This is a genomic window from Flocculibacter collagenilyticus (assembly GCF_016469335.1).
Taxonomy (GTDB): Bacteria; Pseudomonadota; Gammaproteobacteria; order Enterobacterales; family Alteromonadaceae; genus Flocculibacter; species Flocculibacter collagenilyticus.
In genome coordinates, this window is the sequence record NZ_CP059888.1 from 3,631,514 (window position 1) to 3,649,793 (window position 18,280).

An 18,280-nucleotide genomic window follows, 5' to 3' on the forward strand; every position below is an offset into this window, starting at 1 on the left:
CAACTCTCTACTCACAATGCTTGCGATTACAGCATCTTGTATGTGAACCCTACCTGAATCGCGCGTTTATTTTGGCGATTTTGATAAATATTGAATAAGCTCGCTGAGCTCACCTTCAAAGTTGTTACCATCAATACGTGATAAATTAATTTTATATTTATCATTAACGATGAGTGCGGGCACCCCCGTTAACACGTGTTTGCGAGATAGTGCTTCTTGTGCTTTTTTCATTGCATTCGCTTTTCCTTTAACGGGAAAGCTTGTCATTAACTTTGTCACGTTATCGCCGTCTGCACCGTGCAAGATAAATAGGTTTACAATGTCTTGTTCAGATTTAAATGTCGCACGCTGAGTATGAATGTAATTAAATACCGCTTTATTAATGGCTTCATCAGTTTTTAGGTGTTCAGCCACAATTAATGCGCGTGTTAGCGCCTGTTGCACGCTTTTATCTTTGCCAGGATAAAAATCAACATGGACTTTTTTAAAGCGCATGTCGTTAGGAAGTTTCGTCTTTAGACTCTTTAAAGCGGGCTCAAAGTTAAAACAATGGCGACAATAGTATGAGAAATACTCTGTTAACACCGGTTCATTAGAAGGCTTTCCTTCAATCACATCAAAATGAACGCCTTGTTCAAATTGCTTAGCAAAGGTTGTCGAAGATAAAAACGAAAATGAAAGAGTGACAAAAAAGAAGAGTGCTTTTAAGAAAAAGCCGTTACGCACTGTGATCATGTTGGTTGAATACTTATTGATTTTATTAACGCATCATTACAAAAGATGATGCGTTAATTTACAACCAAAAACTGTTACAAAACATGTCACGAGTACTGGTTTAAGGCAACAAACGCAGTGTGGGCTCTTGTAACGCCGACATTTGCTCTTTTAACGCCAGAATTTGTTGCTCCCAATACTTGTCGGTATTAAACCAAGTAAAACTGCGCGGAAATGCCGGGTCTTGCCATCGCTTAGCTAACCATGCCATGTAATTAACCATGCGCATGGCACGCAGTGGCTCGATGAGCTTAAATTGACCATGGTCAATATCACAAAACTCTTCATAACCTGAAATCAACGTATCAAGCTGTAGTAATTGCGTTTGTCTGTCTCCACTAAGCATCATCCATAGATCTTGAATAGCGGGTCCCATTCTCGCATCGTCTAAGTCTACAAAATGCGGGCCACCGTCGGTCCACAAAATATTACCGGCATGGCAGTCACCGTGTAACCGAATAAGGTTCGTTTCGTGATACTGCTCTGCCGCTAATTTGCATACATGGTTTAAAATAGTAAAAAACGCTTCATCTAAGTGCGACGGTATATAGCCACTTTGTTTTAACGTGTCTGCCGCTTGGCTTAGGTATTCTTCAGTTGTGATGGTAGGGCGCGCTGTAAACGCTTGCCGCTGCCCTACGGTATGAATACGGCCAATAAATCGCCCCATCCACTCTAACTGATCTAAATTATCAACTTCAAAAATGCGACCACCCGCACTGGGGTAAACCGCAAACATGTAGCCCTGATATTCAAATAGCGACTGTCCCGCAAATTTAAGCGGCGCAACCATAGGAATTTCGTCTTCTTGCAGTTCAAACGAAAAATCGTGTTCTTCTTGAATTTGTTCTTTTGTCCAACGTTGCGGGCGATAAAATTTCACCACATAACGCTTTAGCGCTTCATCATGAAACTGATAGACACGGTTTTCATAGCTATTTAAAGCTAGTAAGCCAGAATCAGGATAAATACCAATGCTTTCAATGGCATCTAAAATTAGATCCGGGCTTAGCCCGGTAAAACAAAACTGGCTCATTAATTTTACCTTTTTCAGCTAGCGACAAAGGCTAGCTGATAATCCTAACCTTTACCTTTGATAAAACGGCTGTCTTGTTTAATGCTAAACGACTCGCCGCCTTCTTGGGTAACAACAAAATATATCTCTGTGATGGGAGATTTTAACTCATATGGGTCTACTGCGACACTCACAGGTAAAGTAAACACTTCTCCTGCTTGAATTTCAACGCGCTGTCTGCCAATAAAGTCAAACTTACTGAGCCCGGTTACATCAAGTGTAACAGTGACATCTTGTTGCGATTTATTCAGTAATTTTAAGGTATATACGTTTTCGATTAAGCCTTCGCTGGTAACACGATATAGCTGATTTCTATCTCGAATAATATCTAATTCGAATGGCACTCGCGCTGCAATTGACCACGCCAATGCACCACACATAATCAGCATCATCGCTAGGTAGCCAAGAAACTTCATGCGAACCGTTTTGGTTTTTTTACCCTCTAATTCGTGCTCAGTAGAGTATTTAATTAACCCTTTGGGATAACCCATTTTATCCATTACACCATCGCATGCATCAATACATAAACCACAGTTAATACATTCGTATTGCAAGCCATTGCGAATATCAATCCCTGTCGGGCATACTTGCACACACAAATTACAGTCGATACAGTCGCCCAGCCCTAACGCTTTATGATCTTGTTTACGACTGCGTGGCCCTCTTGACTCTCCACGATGATAATCGTACGTTACCGTAAAAGTGTCTTTATCAAACATGGCCGATTGGAAGCGTGAGTACGGGCAAATATGTAAACACATAATTTCTCGCATCCAACCCGCATTACCGTAGGTGCATGCTGCAAAAAACCATACGCTGACCGTAGCAGCAGCACTTGCTGAAAGCATAAAGAAGTCGATGAACAGTTGGCCAATGGGCGTGAAGTACCCAACAAAGGTTAACGCAGTAAAGACTGAAAACGCGATCCACGCACTGTGTTTAGCGGTTTTAAGCATCACCTTCTTTGCTGTCCATGGCTGTTTATCTAATAATTTTCGCTGATTGGCCGTACCTTCAATTTTTTCTTCCATCCAAATATAAATCAGCGTCCATACCGTTTGTGGGCACATATAGCCGCACCACACCCGCCCATAAAAAGCAGTAACAAAAAATAGCGCAAATGCTGCAATCATAAAAATAAACGCAACCACCAATAAATCTTGCGGCCACAATGTTAATGCAAATAAATGGAATTTTTGCTGCTCGATATCAAATAGAATGGCTTGATGACCTTGATACTGTATCCAAGGTGTTATCATAAACAGTAACATGAACACAGCGCCCATATAGCGCCTTAAACGTTGAAATGTTCCTTTTACTGAACGGACATAGATGTGGCTTTCAGGGCTATAACCCCCCTGTTTGCTGGGATCGGGTTTGTGTACTTCAACATCGACAGGAATGTTCTTGATCTCTATTCGGTCATTCATAGCAGCCTTTCCAATTTTGCAGAGACATACCCACCATAGTCGATAGCGCAGGTTTTTAACGAATAGCCGACAATATGCATTTACTCCAATTACTTAGTTCGCTAAGTTCATTGGGATTGACTTGCTTATCGCCTAGCTACACCACCAACTACTTTGGATAAATATTTAATCGAATTAAGAATTTTTGTCCCTAATTCTTTCACTTCGTTGAACGGGTCGGATTATACACACATTTTTTATGTTGATTAGTTTATTCATTCAATTAATATTGATTTGAAACAATTATTAAGGACGTTTTATGAAAAAATTTATTTTCGCAGCTATTTTCATCGGCTTTCTATGGTCATATGACCATGTCGTTCTTAATCAATACCGCAGCTCTGCAATCGACTGGGCAAAAAATAAAGCGGCAGGCGTTGTAGATAAAAGTCCTAAAGGTCATGCCCTTATCCTTAAAGAAATGAACACACATTTTGATCAATACTCAACGGCTGAAATAGATTACATCACCCGGACCACCGCTTCGCCTGAAAAAGTAAAAAAGTTTTACCGCGCCTACTGCAATAATAGCGACTTTAATCCAATACTTTACGGTGAACATCGCTCTCAATTTTGTAGAGTCATTAATAAACATCGTAAGAAACTAAACGCTAAAAAGTAGCATTGCCAACTTGGATTCATTACATGAAAAGATTTTTACTCGTACTACTCTACTTTATATTGATAATATCTTTTCCTATTAAGAGTAGTACACCTGCATCAATACCCCACTGCTTTGATCTTGAAGAAAAACTTCAATTATTAAGAAATAGTTCACCTGAAGCTTACAATCAAAACTATAAACAACTTATAGAATCTCACCAAAATGCTGACCATCACTCATTCTCAAATAAAACCATCGATACTATGTATCATATGGATCAACATGACAGAAGATCATTTCAAATTAGCATTATGAAAGATGCAGAACGTTCCGCTAGAGTTGAAAATATTCTTCAATCGCAATTATTTCTAAACAATATGGACAAATTCCACTCTGCCATTTTGTTAATGCATACAGCTAATCACAATAATTTTTACCGAGCACTTCAACTCGCTTTATCTATTAAAAAAAATGAACCCACATTTCCGTCTATAAACTGGCTTGTCTGTGCATCAGAAGATAGATATAGGCTACATAGTGGAAAACCTCAGATCTGGGGAACTCAATATGGTATTGGTGGAAGGAAAGCAGAGCCATATGATAGAAAAACCAAAACCAATAAAGAAAAAAGTATATGCTTTCAATGATTAATATTGAAGTTCAACGCTTAGTACTGAGACTAGTCTCTCGTTCCAAACGGCTCAAATACCACCAGCAATAAAGGAAGTAGGGTTAAATTAGCCAGTAAGGCAACAATCATTGAAAAGCCTGTTAACACGCCAAAATATACCGTGGGAACAAAGTTTGACAACACTAATATCGAAAAACCCAGCGTAACGGTAATTGACGTAAAATACAGCGCTTTGCCAATACTCCCATGACAAATTTTGACGGTGGCTGGATAACTTAACGTTGGATCCGCTGAAAACTCATGACGGAAGCGGTGCACGTAATGAATCGAGTTATCTACTGCAATACCGATAACGATGGCGGCGATGGTAATGGTCATAATATCTAAAGGAATATTCAGCCACCCCATAATTCCTAACACTAGTGCTGCAGCCAACATATTAGGGGTGATCGCAATTAACGCTAGCTTTAAGTTTTTAAACAGCAGCATAAACATGGCTAATATCATTAAAAACACCACACCAATCGTTAAGATTTGCGATTCAAACAAGCTTTGCAGTAAATTGTTATACAGCACCAACATACCTGTGATGCGAATTTGCTCGGGCGCTAGCCCTAGTTTGTTAACTAGATCTGCACGGATTTTTTTTATCAATTGTTGGCGATTTAAGTTCGGATCTGAATCATATACCCGTATTGAAAACCGCACCTGATTGCCATCTTCACTCATATAGGGCGTAATTAACGCATTTTTTATTGTGTCTGGTAGTCGCTTGTGAAAAACAGCCAGCAAGAAATTATCTTCGGCCACTTTACGATCTAATATTTTTAATAAGCTAATACTGGATGACAACGACATGACCTTGCCAGTTTCGGGCAAACTTTCTAAATACTCGTGAATTCGAGCAACTTCAGGTAACTGAAACATATTAAACCAATAGCTTGTGGTCGTGATGCTTGCTTCAGTGCCATCATCTAACGCCAAATCTGCCGGGTCAAAGCCTAACTCAGGATCATAACCTTCTTGCTCTGCCGGCACATCTGCGGCTTCATCTTCTTCACTATTTTGTGAGGCATAAAAAGCAGCTGGCGCATTAATCATCACATCAAGTGGGGTAGTACCGCCTAACTTGCGATCAATCAATAACATGCCTTGATGTATTTCAGTATCGTCCTTAAAGTAATCAATAAAACGGTTTTCCACACTTAGCAGGCTGATCCCCCAAGCACTGAATAACAGAACCCCGACAAATAATGCGCCTAGCAATATTGGATGTTGAGCAATGGGCTTTGCCAAACTTAGCGTTACTTTTTTACTGAAGTCACGTTCATACGCGTACGGTTTTGGCTGTAGCTGAATGGCAATGGCTGGGAATAACGTAAATGCTAAGATAAATGCAATGGCTAAACCGATTACCATCATCCAGCCAAAGTCCATCACAGGGCGAATACCGCTAACCAATAACGAACCAAATGCCACCATAGTAGTTATGGCTGTATAAAAACAGGGCACTACTTTACTACTCACCGCTTCAACTACAAGCTGTTGGCTAGTCCAACTCGGATGACATTGCTGACATTCGCGATACCGTACAATTAAATGAATCGTCAGCGACAGCGTAATAATCAGCATCAATGAGATAAAGTTTGATGACACTACCGTTACAGGCCAGTCTAGCCAACCTAGAATACCAAGCATGGAAACACATGCTAATGAACAGATCAGTAATGGAATAACCACCCACCGTATTTGATGAAAAATAATGACAAGGGTGAGAATTAAAAAAATCAGTACACCTGCACCAAATACCACCAAATCGTTACTGATGAACGCAACCGAATCGGCCGCAATCATTGGTACACCACCTAAAAATAACGTTGCATTAGCACGGTGCTTATCCATAATACTGCGCACATCATCGATGAGCGCAGCTTGCGCCTCTACTCGTCTGGTATTGGCTTTTTTAATGCGTTGCTGTAATTGATTAAGCTGCTTTCGCTGCGCAATATTAAAGCCTGAATCTGGTTCCTGCTGATATAACGCATCTCGTTGTTTTTGCAACGCTTCATATTCGCTATCTAACGCTAAGTTAATTTGCATCGCCGTGGTACTGGCGTCTTCGCTGATAAGTAAATTACGATATAGTGGACTTGAGGTTAACTCTTGTTCCGCCAACAACACATCCACATTAGGCGATTGTAAGGTAATGACATTTTGTGCGACTTCTGACAACGTCATCGGTGGGCTTTGAATTAATGGTACGGTAAGAATACTAACCACCGAGCTGACGCCCGACAATTCGCCTAATCGTTGTTGCAATAATGCAATATCGCTAAGTACCGCCTCATTGAATAATGGCTGCTGAGGACTATAAGTAATAACCAAAAACTCATCGTTACCGTACTGCTGCTTAATATTTCGGTAATAACTTAACGCCTTATCGCGCTCTAATACTAGCGTTTCTGAGGAGGCGTCCATTCTAAATGCTGGCGCTTTATAGCTAAGCACTAATACGACGGCCAGCACCAAGCCAATCAAAATACTGGGGTATTCGCTAAGTAGTGAGACATATTTGCGGGAAAAGCGAGCTATCATTAAATGCCCTATAAATTCATTAACCTAGGGGTAAAGCATAGCTCATCAAATAGCAGTAATTGAAAAAAGTTACGGCATACAAAATAAAAACGGTAGCCTAGGCTACCGTTTCCGTTTGGAACAATAGTGAAGGTCAGTGACCTAAAGTCACTACTCTACAATATCCATTTCTTTGATCAGATTATCAGCACCGTCAACATATTCCATTACCCATAGCATATAGCGGCTATCAGCATGAATTGAACGGTTTAATGAAGGATCATAATCCCAATCGCCAATAATACTTTCGTATACACCGTCAAACAACAAGCCAACTAATTCTGCTTTGCCATTAAGTGTTGGTGAGCCTGAATTCCCTCCAGTGGTATCCACTGTACTTAAAAAGTTTACAGGTACTGAGTCAACTGTCTCGTTGAAATAACGGCCATACTGCTTGTTATCAATCGCTTTCAATTGCTTAGCGGACACATTAAATTCTGCGTCACCCTCAATGTATTTCGCACGAAGGCCTTCAAGCGTAGTAAATGGCGTAGCCATCATTCCGTCTTTCGGTGAGTAACCTTTTACGGTACCGTACGTTACACGTAAGCTGCTATTTGCATCAGCATAAACAGGTTTATTCAGGCTTTTGTTGTATGCCAAAATGGCTCTCATGTATTGCGGACGTGCCTGCTGTAGCTCACCTTTTAACGCTTTGTCAGCTTCACGTTGTTTACTGTCGTAATCATACATAGCTACCGCGAACATTAAGAATGGGTCAAAGCTGTTTTTAAAGTCTTCAACTTTAGCATCCATTAATGCTAGGCGCTTTTCTTCATTACCTAATTTTGTATTGTCATACATTGCGGCAATTTTCGCTTTTACAGCCTCTTCGTTAAACGCTTTTTCCATACCAAAGTAACGATCGAATACCGCAACGCGCTCTGATTTAGGTAATTTAGAGTATTCTTTAATGAAGTGCAGCAATACCGCTTGGTCAACGTCTGGGTGATAACGGCGTGAAACACGCTTCATTGCTTCAGTGAAACGGGTCATGTCACGCTCTTGATAACCTGGATCGCGATCTGCATCAGGCTTTTGTTTTTCATGCGCTAAACGGTATAAACGTTTGGCTGTACTCAGCATTGATGTACGTGCCATATAAGCCATCACTAAGTCACGTGCTTGGTGTTGCTTACTTTTCTCTATTAATTCGTTCAACTCATCAATCGCTTGACCGTATTCAGCTTTACGCTCGTCAGATGCATTTACCCATGCATTCAACTCAGCTTCTAACGTTTTCTTACGCGCTAACATGTCGCCTTTTTGGTAGCTTTCTACCATTGAACCATAGTTTTTCGCGTAGTTAGCTAAGCCAGCAATGCTACTTTCGTACTTAATGCGGGCTTCTGAGCCTTCTGGTGCTACTTGCTTAATGGTTTCAATAAAGTCTTCACGGTATTGCTTAGCCGTTGGATATACCCAAGTAAACTGGTTTTCTACTTCTTGCGCGGTACGATAACGGTTAGTACGACCCGGATAGCCTGTCACCATAACAAAGTCACCTTTATCTACACCTTTAGCAGACACTTTTAAGTGGCTTTTTGGCTCATAAGGTACATTGTCTTTATGAAAGTCTGCTGGCTGACCGTCTTTGTTTACATAAGCTCGATAAAAAGACCAGTCTCCAGTGTGGCGCGGCCACATCCAGTTATCAGTGTCGCCACCAAATTTACCAATACTTGCTGGCGGTGCATACACTAAACGCACATCACGAATAGCAAGTTGCTTAATTAAGAAATACTCTGCACCGCCGTAGTAACTATATATTTCACAGCGATAGCCTTCATCTTTTTCACACTCAGACACTAACGCTTTATTGGTTTTTTCAATCGCTTTAAAACGTGCTTCACCGCTTAGCTCATCGCTTAATTTACCTACTACTTTATCGGTTACATCAACCAATGATTCAGTAACATAAATACGAGAACCCGGTGCGCCGGGTAATTCTTTTGAAAAATCTTTCGCTAAAAAGCCTTTATCAATTAGGTTGTTATCGGCACTACTGTTGTACTGAATAGAACCATAAGCACAGTGGTGATTAGTGACTACTAGCCCTTTTGGAGAAACAAATGATGCTGTACATCCGCCTAAGCTGATCACTGCATTCATAGGGAATTCGGTTAAGCTAGAAATTTTTTCTGGCGCAATTTCCAAGCCTTTCGCTTTTAATTGTTGTTTAATTTGAGGAAGTTGATTGGGTTGCCACATTCCTTCGTCGGCCTGAACCATGAAAGAGCTGGCTAACAGTGTAATTGCTGTAAGCTTACGCATTATTTAAACCTATTAATTATTGTTTTAATTTTTCGAGCGCCAAGATAGTAACTAATTTATTGAATAAGCACAAAGATTGGTAAAGCAGCAGCGTGAATACGCCACTGCTTTACACATTAAGTAGGAAGTGATGGGGTGGCGGTTTGGTTAACTGTTTATACTTTAAAACGTCCCACTACCTGATTCAGCTCTTCTGTTAAGGCTCTTAGCTCCTCACAAGCATGAGAACTCAATGTGGCGGCTTCTGCCGTTGTTTGGGTCACGTCGCTAATACTAATCACATTCGTGTTAATATCTTCAACCACCACACTTTGCTCTTCCGTTGCAGTGGCCATTTGAATACTCATTCCTTGAATGGTTTCTACTGACTTATCGATAGCCTGCAATGCTTCACCCGCTTTGGTTGATGCTTCTACGCTTTTTTCCGTTTGCGACCGACCGGCTTCAATAGCATTAACCGCATTTTTCGATCCACCCTGCAATTTTTCAATCATTTGCTGAATTTCTTCTGTTGATGTGTGCGTGCGCATTGCTAAACTGCGCACCTCATCTGCCACCACTGCAAACCCTCTGCCTTGCTCACCAGCACGCGCCGCTTCAATAGCAGCATTAAGTGCCAATAAATTAGTTTGTTCTGAGATCCCGCGAATAACACTTAACACTGAACCAATTGCATCGGTGTGTTCAGCAAGCTCGTTGATAACTCGACTCGACTCAGACATTTCGCCTGATAATTGCTCAATATAATTGATGGTATCGGTTACTACGCCGGATCCTTCTGCCACTTTATTAGACGCGTCCTCAGCAGAGCTTGCCGTTTCTGTCGCACTGCGTGCTATATCTTGAATTGTCGATCCCATTTGCGTTACAGCGGTGGCTACTTGAATGGTTTTGTCTTTTTGTAGAGCTAAATCCGTTGATGTTTGATGGCTAAGTTGATTCACTTCACTCACTTTTACTAATAAAGCATCACAGTTATTTTTTACCTGCTGAATAATGTCTTGAATTTGACTGATAAATGCATTGAAGTTTTCTGCTAATGCGCCAAGCTCATCCTTCGAGTTGACAGGTAAACGCTGACGTAAATCAGCTTCACCTTGCGCAACTTGCTTTAACAAATTGGACGTGTGCACAATAGGAGAGCTAATCCCCCGCACCACATAAACCGAAAGAAATAAAAATATCGCAATCACGATGATGGTAATCATAATACTATTGCGGGTGACTGCGTTTAACTCGCCATACACCTCACTTTGCGGTACTTCAGCAATCACATACCAACCAAGCTCTTCAATAAAGTCTGACGCCAAGAAATAATTATCGCCATCAATACTGGCTTCCACTAATGTAAAGCTATTACCTGCAAGTAGCGTAGATGCTGTGTCCGCATAGCCATTAAGTGAAGTTAACTTGGCTTTGTCTGCCAGCGCTGAATTTGAATGTATTTTAATCGTGCCATCTTTTGCCACTACAAACACACGGCCCGATTCACCAATTTTGAAATTATTTACATAATCAACAAAATGCTGAATGCTTACACCCATGCCCGCCACGCCCAATGGCTCGCCTTTATCCTGCACTAAATAATTAATAAATAGCGTTAATTCACCCGTGTCTTTATTGGGGCCAATACCTGTGTCATAACCCAACTTATCAGCAAAAAATTTGAAGTACCAACTATCCATTGGATTGCTTTTCGACATCGTTTTCACTAAACCATTTTGCGTATAGTAGTCGTTACTGTTAACGGAACCCACAAAGGTTTCACCCGCTTTATTCACACGATTGATACGGTCCAAATATGCCACCAAATTATCCACTCCGGCTTTTGCTTCACCATTTAATATCCAATCGATAATGTATTGGTTTTCTGCAACCTGCTTTGAGCCATCAATTGCCAATGCGATTTCTTTTTGCACATTAAGTCGAATATTAGACATAACAAAAGGCAGCTCATTATTTTCCAACCTGTTTTTTATAATGTTGCTGGTCAGGTAATTATTCAGAATGGTTAATAACCCAAGCGATAAAATTAATGCCGCTGCCATTGCGGTTAGCAGCTTTTTTTGGATGGATAAATTGCGCCATGCATCGAACATAGGTTTACCAAAACTAGTAATAGGTTCATACAACCATAGAATATTGACTACCAAACCGCCATAAACATCCGCACGTATTAACTACAATAACTAATTTCAACTAGACTTCCTTTTGCCATCAACAAAACAGGTAAGCAAACATTTTATGAATAATATTTCTTTAAAAGCACTGTTAATTGCAAGTTTTGCAATATTCATATCATTACTATTAATATCGTCTATTGTTGCTTACAACAAACTAAGCTCAATGCAAGATAGGATTGAAAAAATTGCCGATAGCTCAGCAATTAAAATCAAATTGGGCGCCAGAATTAATCAAGATGCTATTGCCGTTTCTCGAGCAGAAAAAAATATTATTTTGGAAAAAGAGCAATCAGGTATGCAAGAGTACATTACCTTTATTGATAGCATTCAAGAAGATATGCAATTGAGACGGAATCAGCTACGCGAATTAGTTGATGACGATGGAAAACAAAAGCTCGACGAATTTGCGTCACTTTGGGACGAATACCTTGCCGTAAATAAACAGGTAATAAACCTAGCTTTAGCTGGCAATAACCAGCAGGCTTTTGCCCTATCATCAGGCAAAGGGCGTGAGATCAGTGATAGAGCTACCGACAGTATCGCGGCCATTGTAGATATCAATGAGAAAGCACTTGACGCAGACAAAGCTGATAGTATTGCCAACCATAGTTTTGCCGTGACCTTGTTAACTTCAATACTGCTATTAAGCCTAATTATCGCGTGCGTAGTAGCATACTTTGTCACAAATAGAGTATCTCGTAGCATTTCAATGATAATAAAGTCCACGAATGCAATAGCGGATGGCAACTTAAATGGTACTGTTAAAGTTAAGGGGAAAGACGAATTTGCTACCATTAATCGAGCTATTTTGCGCATGCGAGACAACTTAAAAGATACTATTACGGAGATTTCAAACTCCGCCACGGAATTACTGAACTCCACGTCGCAACTAACTGATATAGTTATACAAACACGTTCTAACATTGACATTCAACGCGAGAATGCGCTTCAAGCAGCCACAGCAATGGAGCAAATGTCTAGCACAGTTGAGAAAGTGGCTGCTGACATCTCTCACTCTTCTAGCTCTGCCCAGCAAGCATCTGATAAAACAAATTCAGTTCAACAAACTGTATCTCAGACCAGTAATGAGATTGATGATTTAGCTAAACAAGTAGAAAATTCTGCCAATGTAATTTCTGAAGTAAATCAAAGAAGTAACGACATAAACTCAGTGACTGATGTGATCCAGTCTGTAGCAGAGCAAACCAACTTACTTGCTCTTAACGCGGCAATTGAAGCCGCCAGAGCGGGCGAACACGGGCGGGGTTTTTCGGTAGTTGCAGACGAAGTGCGCAGCCTAGCTTCGCGAACGCAAAAGTCTACGGAAGAAATTAATCAAATTATTGAAAGTTTACAAAGCAGCTCAAATCAAGCATCAAAAGTGATTGAGAAAAGTGCTACACTCGCTGCCGATTCGGTTGATAAAATGAACACCACCGAACAGTCTATTGCCAATATCAACGATGATGTTTCTCAAATTAGCGATATGAGTTTTCAGATTTCTTCAGCAGCAGAGCAACAGGCTGTGGTATCTGATGAAATTAGTAAAAATATTAATGATATTGCCTCGATGTCAGATCAAAACTTAACCGGTATTGAAGAAACTCAAAAAATTAGTGAAAACCTTCAACGTGTGACTCAAAAGTTGAATAAATTAGTATCTAATTTCAACTATTAAGTGCACACATTTAAAAATTTAAGGCATGATTATTTCTTCAACAACAACCATGCCTGCGCATAATCTGCAATATGCTTGTTTGCTTGATAGTAGTCCTGCCAACCGTAATAGCTGTCCACCAGCATATCTAGCTGAAATAAGTTGTCATCAAAGGCGCCACCTTGGTCAGCCAATATGCCTAAACGGCTAACGGACTGTGACTTCCCTTCTGTATCTTTTTGTTGGTATTGCACCATCATTAATTTACCCAGCCCCAATTGCTTAACATTGCCAGCAAAAGTGACATGAGGTTGCACTTTTATTTTGTGTTGTAGGCTCTTTCCATAACCTAAAATGCTAGGCACTTCAGCAAAATACCAATAGCGTGGCTGTTCGCGCTTGCCCAATGTGTAGTCATAAGCAATGCCGTTATTTCGATGAACATTAAAATAACGCATCCCCGCTGCAGTATTGATCACGCCAGTACCTTGCAGTAACACATCGTGCAAACTGTCTTCTGATAGCCAAATTAACGGTTTGGCCAAATTTTGTTTGCGCAGCGCACCTTGTATAATTTGTTGGCGGGTAAACTTAAAACGCGTCAATTCATGTTTTTTAGCTAATGCCTGTTCTTTCGTTAAACCGTACTCATCATCAGGCAATTGATATAACGCCTGATTAAACACTGCAGTTGGCTGCTCACTCGCATTCAATAATTTAGTGTAATATTTCGTGAGTAAAATAGACTGAGTAGGAATATTCCGTAATAACCGCGATTTTTTATCATTTTTGCTGTTATCGGCATATTGTTGCGCTTTTTGTAAATCTGGCTGCCAGCGCATGAATTCAAAATTTGCGGCTAAAAAGTCAGGATCTTGCAATCGGCTTTGGCGTTTGTTTCTTACATCATCTCGATACACCTCACAAATATATGCAAGTGTTTGTGTCACACGCTCGAAAGTAACGCTGCTATCAAATACCTCTCCCTTATGATTAGCAAACGCATCAAATGTCTTTCCACTTGCTAAATATTGCTGTGTTTGCTCGGCCACGTTACATAAGTGGCTCGTTTTTGCCGGGGCCATCTGCCCAATATGACTTGCGGTTATAGGCTCAGCCATAAAAGTAGCATGCGCGTTCAGCGTATTGGCTTGATTGGCCTCGCTGGCGTTAGCTAACTGACAAGTGAAGAAGGAAAGTAACAGAGAGCACAAAGCATATAGAGCTGTTAAGCGAGTCAAACGCATTATGATTACCAAATAAATGTGAGCAAATGATTGAAGTGGATACATGATGTCTTGAAGCTGTAATGCAGTCAACTGTGCCTCTTACTCAGCTTAACCTAAGTACGTTTCATATCTTAAACCTAGTCCAACGTGAGTTCTTTGCCAGCGTAGGCTAGCTGTCAACTTCATGGTAATATGCCCGCATATGTTTTACAGGCTTTAATACCATGCAAAATTCAGATAACAACTCAAATAACGGTTCAAACAATCCCAACAACGAAGAATATTTGGGTAAGAAACCAACAAGCACAGCGAAAGACATAGAAATAGACACCAAACTGCTACAACAATTGTTGCAAAAGCATACGCCAAACATGGCGTACTTGTTGCTGCACTGTGTATTTGCTTTGGTTGTTTGTATTGGCCTAACCAGCTTTTATGCGCACTTTTATTTACCGATCCCTGCCGAATACAGTCTGCAAGATGAAGAAGATTACCGCTATAGCGTAGCAATGGGTTTTGGTTTATTACTAACCATCATACCGTGGGTGGTGATTATCGGCCGTTATATTTATTTACTTTCCCAAGTAAAAACGCGCGCTAAAAAAGAATATATTGAATTGACGCTGGGTAAATAAATACCCAGCAATACGCGTATTATCCCTTCAAGTTCGCATCAGGTTGCCTCTACTTTGGCTGGTTGTCGGCTCTGATGCCACTTAGTAAATAACACCTTTATCAACCAAAAAAACATGAGCGAAAGCAGCAGCAAAATAGGTAGCCACAAAATAGGTTTGCCTTGCAGTGCAACAGGGATCACAGACTTTTGCGATAATACCGACATGGTAGCCATCACAACAGGTATACACATCCGCCAAAGATGCCTAGCAATACGATGCTTTCCCGTTACCCCACCTTTGACAATCATGATTAAGTCTAACGCCGCAGCAAATAGCGCTAAGGTGCCAAAAACAAAATACATAGCTGCAGGCACACCATTTTTGGTTACCCCGTCAGCCGATGAGATATGCCACCCCACACTGTAAAGGCCAATAGCAACCGCAGTAATTGCAACAAACGCCAATTTTTCAAACAGTCCTATGGTTCCTTCCTTACGCTTTATCGTTACCCATGATGTAACCACAAGGTACAACGCAAGAACCGAAATAGCCGGGGTATCGCCACTGGCAATATCTAAATAAATCGCCGATGTTGATACCAACACCATAGAAACAAAAAAGATGTTGCCACCAAAACGATGAAACTTACCGCCTTTTTTAGCAAGTAGCGCCACTGTTGCGAAAAGAAGTACTAAAACCCCGCCAAGTATATGAAGTGCCAACATCACGATTCCTTTGTATTTTTCATCTAACCATGAACTAACGATATATGCTCAAAAAGCATACACGAGGAAGTGTGTATTGGCGTATCAGGAATGTTACTTGATGTTTCGGAACGTTATATTTTCAATGCCCTTTCACCGCGAGCAATCCCAACGGTGCCTGAGCGCACCACTTCTAGTACACTAATTTGATCGTTTAACGCGGCGATAAATCCTGTCAGTTTTTCGTTATTGCCAATCAGCTGGATGGTAAAGATATTAGCGGTAACATCTACAATTTGACCACGAAAAATGTCGTTGCAACGTACCACTTCTGCTCGCTGTTCGGATGAACTGGCGCTTACTTTAATCAACATCAGTTCACGCTCGATATGTGCCTTTTCAGTTAAATTGCTAACCTTAAGCACATCCACCAGCTTATTCACTTGTTTGGTAATTTGCTCTAACACACGATCGTCACCAAAAGTGGTTATCGTCAGCCGAGATAATGTTTCATCGTCCGTCGGCGCAACCGATAAGGTTTCAATGTTATAGCCACGTTGTGAAAATAACCCGACTACACGAGACAATGAGCCCGGTTCATTTTCCATTAAGATTGAAAGAATGCGCTTCATTATTTATCTCCTTTGCTCAAAACCATCTCATCCATTGCGCCACCTTTGATTTGCATCGGATACACGTGCTCAGTTTCATCAACGATAATGTCTACAAATACTAGCCTGTCGGTTAACGACATTGCATGCTCTAAAGTGCTTTGGAGATCTTCTGCACGCTCTACTCGCAGTCCAACATGTCCATACGCTTCCACCAATTTCACAAAGTCGGGTAATGACGCCATGTAAGATTGCGAGTGACGACCGCCATAAATCATGTCTTGCCATTGGCGCACCATGCCTAGCGACCCATTATTTAAAGAGATTATTTTTACCGGAATATTGTATTGCATACAGGTTGAAAGCTCTTGAATATTCATTTGAATAGAGCCATCACCAGTTACGCACACCACGGTTTCATTTGGAAACGCTAGCTTAACGCCCATTGCAGCAGGAAAGCCAAAGCCCATGGTGCCTAGCCCACCTGAATTTATCCAGCGCCTTGGTTTGGCAAAAGGATAATATAACGCCGCAAACATTTGATGCTGGCCCACATCAGAAGTGACATAAGCATCGCCATTTGTTGCTTGATATAGCGCTTGAATGGCTTGCTGCGGTTTAATTTTTTCTTGTTGTGCTGGCGGCTGAAAGGCCAAGCATTGTTGCGCACGCCAGTCGTTAATTTGTTGCCACCACGCGGATATTGCGTCGTTATCCAGCTGTAGGTTTGCGCGCGATATCAATTTCATTAGTTGCTTAAGCACCGTTTTTACATTGCCCACAATGGGAATATGCGCCTCAATCGTTTTTGAAATAGAGGCAGGATCAACGTCTACATGTAATACCGTGGCATTAGGGCAGAACTTTTTGACATTATTGGTAACGCGATCATCAAAGCGTGCACCCAGTGCAATAATTAAGTCAGCGTTAGCCATTGCGTTATTTGCTTCTAGCGTTCCGTGCATGCCTAACATGCCTACAAATTGCGGATGCGTACCCGATATGCAGCCCAATCCCATTAATGTATTAGTGACAGGGGCATTTAATTTTTCAGCAAATTCTGTTAACTCGGCAGAGGCATTAGCCGCTATGACGCCCCCACCGCTGTAGATAATAGGACGTTTAGCGTTAACGATGGCTTCAACGGCTTTTTTAATTTGGCGCGAATGTCCTTTATCCGTTGGGTTATATGAGCGCATTTTAATATCGCGCGGTAATTGGTAAGGAAATTTATGCTGTGGATTAACCGCGTCTTTTGGCAAATCAACAACAACCGGCCCCGGTCGGCCTGTGCTTGCTAAATAATAAGCCTTAGCGATGGCGGCAGGAATATCGGTGGCTTTTTTACATAAGAAACTATGTTTTACAATCGGACGCGAGCACCCCACCATATCGGTTTCTTGGAACGCGTCTTCACCAATCATGGTGGTTGGTACTTGCCCAGACAGCACGACTAATGGAATTGAGTCCATGTACGCGGTTGCAATACCGGTGATCGTATTGGTCGCACCGGGACCTGACGTCACTAACACCGAGCCCACTTCTCCGGTGGCTCTGGCATAACCGTCGGCTGCATGAACAGCAGCTTGCTCGTGTCGCACTAAAATGTGCTCTATTTCGCTGTCTTTAAATAACGCGTCGTAAATATCCAATACCGCGCCACCCGGGTAACCAAATAGATGTTTTACGCCTAAATCTCTAAGCGCAGCGACCACCATTTCGGCACCAGATAACATTGGAGAACCTTGCTGATTGTGCTCAGCTTTATCGGGCGTATCTGCATTGGAACCATGCAGAGAGGTATGCTGCGATGTCATA

14 protein-coding genes are annotated in these 18,280 nt (G+C 41.3%); 4 read left to right on the plus strand and 10 right to left on the minus strand.

What is annotated here, in order from left to right:
* Nucleotides 1–66 precede the first annotated feature (66 nt).
* The 3 genes from HUU81_RS16150 to ccoG all read right to left on the minus strand — a co-directional run bounded on the left by HUU81_RS16150 (nt 67) and on the right by ccoG (nt 3,279).
* Nucleotides 67–735: a thiol:disulfide interchange protein DsbA/DsbL gene (locus tag HUU81_RS16150; protein ID WP_199609927.1), complete on the minus strand. Its 669-nt coding sequence runs from the start codon at nt 733–735 to the stop codon at nt 67–69.
* 100 nt (nt 736–835) lie between these two features.
* The gene (locus tag HUU81_RS16155; RefSeq protein ID WP_199609928.1) at nt 836–1,810 is read right to left on the minus strand and encodes a serine/threonine protein kinase; all 975 of its coding nucleotides are present in this window, start codon (nt 1,808–1,810) and stop codon (nt 836–838) included.
* Between the two features lie 44 nt (nt 1,811–1,854).
* Nucleotides 1,855–3,279 (minus strand): cytochrome c oxidase accessory protein CcoG, encoded by a 1,425-nt coding sequence (ccoG, locus tag HUU81_RS16160; protein ID WP_199609929.1) that lies wholly within the window; start codon nt 3,277–3,279, stop codon nt 1,855–1,857.
* A gap of 298 nt (nt 3,280–3,577) precedes the next feature.
* Here ccoG and HUU81_RS16165 point away from each other — a divergent pair, with 298 nt between their 5' ends.
* A complete protein-coding gene (locus HUU81_RS16165; RefSeq protein WP_199609930.1) occupies nt 3,578–3,940 on the plus strand; it encodes a hypothetical protein in 363 nt (120 codons plus the stop codon).
* Between the two features lie 23 nt (nt 3,941–3,963).
* Nucleotides 3,964–4,569, plus strand: coding sequence for a hypothetical protein (locus HUU81_RS16170; protein WP_199609931.1), 606 nt, complete (start codon nt 3,964–3,966; stop codon nt 4,567–4,569).
* A 32-nt stretch (nt 4,570–4,601) separates the two neighbouring features.
* Here HUU81_RS16170 and HUU81_RS16175 read toward each other — a convergent pair whose 3' ends face one another.
* The 3 genes from HUU81_RS16175 to HUU81_RS16185 all read right to left on the minus strand — a co-directional run bounded on the left by HUU81_RS16175 (nt 4,602) and on the right by HUU81_RS16185 (nt 11,560).
* Nucleotides 4,602–7,148: an efflux RND transporter permease subunit gene (locus HUU81_RS16175; RefSeq protein ID WP_199609932.1), complete on the minus strand. Its 2,547-nt coding sequence runs from the start codon at nt 7,146–7,148 to the stop codon at nt 4,602–4,604.
* 150 nt (nt 7,149–7,298) lie between these two features.
* A complete protein-coding gene (locus HUU81_RS16180) occupies nt 7,299–9,461 on the minus strand; it encodes a S46 family peptidase (protein ID WP_199609933.1) in 2,163 nt (720 codons plus the stop codon).
* Between the two features lie 155 nt (nt 9,462–9,616).
* Complete coding sequence (locus HUU81_RS16185; protein ID WP_199609934.1) at nt 9,617–11,560, minus strand: methyl-accepting chemotaxis protein; 1,944 nt, start codon at nt 11,558–11,560, stop codon at nt 9,617–9,619.
* A 145-nt stretch (nt 11,561–11,705) separates the two neighbouring features.
* On the opposite strand from HUU81_RS16185, the gene HUU81_RS16190 reads away from it, so the two are divergent.
* Nucleotides 11,706–13,322 carry a methyl-accepting chemotaxis protein gene (locus HUU81_RS16190; RefSeq protein WP_199609935.1) on the plus strand — a complete coding sequence of 539 codons (1,617 nt, stop codon included), beginning with the start codon at nt 11,706–11,708 and terminating at the stop codon, nt 13,320–13,322.
* Nucleotides 13,323–13,351: 29 nt separating this feature from the next.
* Here HUU81_RS16190 and HUU81_RS16195 read toward each other — a convergent pair whose 3' ends face one another.
* Nucleotides 13,352–14,548: an MltA domain-containing protein gene (locus tag HUU81_RS16195; RefSeq protein WP_199609936.1), complete on the minus strand. Its 1,197-nt coding sequence runs from the start codon at nt 14,546–14,548 to the stop codon at nt 13,352–13,354.
* 206 nt (nt 14,549–14,754) lie between these two features.
* Between HUU81_RS16195 and HUU81_RS16200 the strand changes: the two genes are divergently transcribed.
* Nucleotides 14,755–15,165 carry a hypothetical protein gene (locus tag HUU81_RS16200; RefSeq protein WP_199609937.1) on the plus strand — a complete coding sequence of 137 codons (411 nt, stop codon included), beginning with the start codon at nt 14,755–14,757 and terminating at the stop codon, nt 15,163–15,165.
* 38 nt (nt 15,166–15,203) lie between these two features.
* Here HUU81_RS16200 and HUU81_RS16205 read toward each other — a convergent pair whose 3' ends face one another.
* From HUU81_RS16205 to HUU81_RS16215, 3 genes are all read right to left on the minus strand, one after another.
* Entirely contained in the window at nt 15,204–15,872 is a 669-nt protein-coding gene (locus HUU81_RS16205; RefSeq protein WP_199609938.1) for a DUF2306 domain-containing protein, read from the minus strand.
* A gap of 113 nt (nt 15,873–15,985) precedes the next feature.
* On the minus strand, nt 15,986–16,483 hold the full coding sequence (gene ilvN, locus HUU81_RS16210; RefSeq protein ID WP_199609939.1) for an acetolactate synthase small subunit: 498 nt from the start codon (nt 16,481–16,483) through the stop codon (nt 15,986–15,988).
* The gene (locus HUU81_RS16215) at nt 16,483–18,198 is read right to left on the minus strand and encodes an acetolactate synthase 3 large subunit (RefSeq protein WP_199612117.1); all 1,716 of its coding nucleotides are present in this window, start codon (nt 18,196–18,198) and stop codon (nt 16,483–16,485) included. Before HUU81_RS16215 ends, ilvN begins: the two co-directional genes overlap by 1 nt.
* Nucleotides 18,199–18,280: the final 82 nt, after the last annotated feature.